Below are 272 nucleotides of genomic sequence, written 5' to 3' on the forward strand. Positions count from 1 at the left end.
GCTCCAGCGTGGGCGCGAGAGCAGCCAGGAGGTCGACGGCCTCGCGTATGTAGCGGTAGGCCGTGGCGATCCCGATGCGGAAACCCGCGGCGAGGCGGGCGTAGGTGTCACCGCAGCGCAGGTGGGCAGGACGAGCAGGGCCTGTCGGCTGCAGGTGAGGCGACGCCATCGGGAGCCGATGCGGCGTCGGTGAACTGCGAGAAGGCCGGAGAGGTGCTGCAGGGCGCGGCTGGACAGATCGATGGCGGACGGGTAGACAAGCACGAGAGCTC

Annotated in this window: 1 pseudogene; it reads right to left on the reverse strand. The window is 70.2% G+C overall.

What is annotated here, in order from left to right:
* Window positions 1-264 (reverse strand): annotated as a pseudogene (locus ACLIYP_RS30930) (helix-turn-helix domain-containing protein); the annotation flags it as partial.
* Window positions 265-272 lie beyond the last annotated feature (8 nt).

Source organism: Streptomyces nanhaiensis (assembly GCF_046614825.1).
In the GTDB taxonomy this organism is placed as follows: Bacteria; Actinomycetota; Actinomycetes; order Streptomycetales; family Streptomycetaceae; genus Streptomyces; species Streptomyces radiopugnans.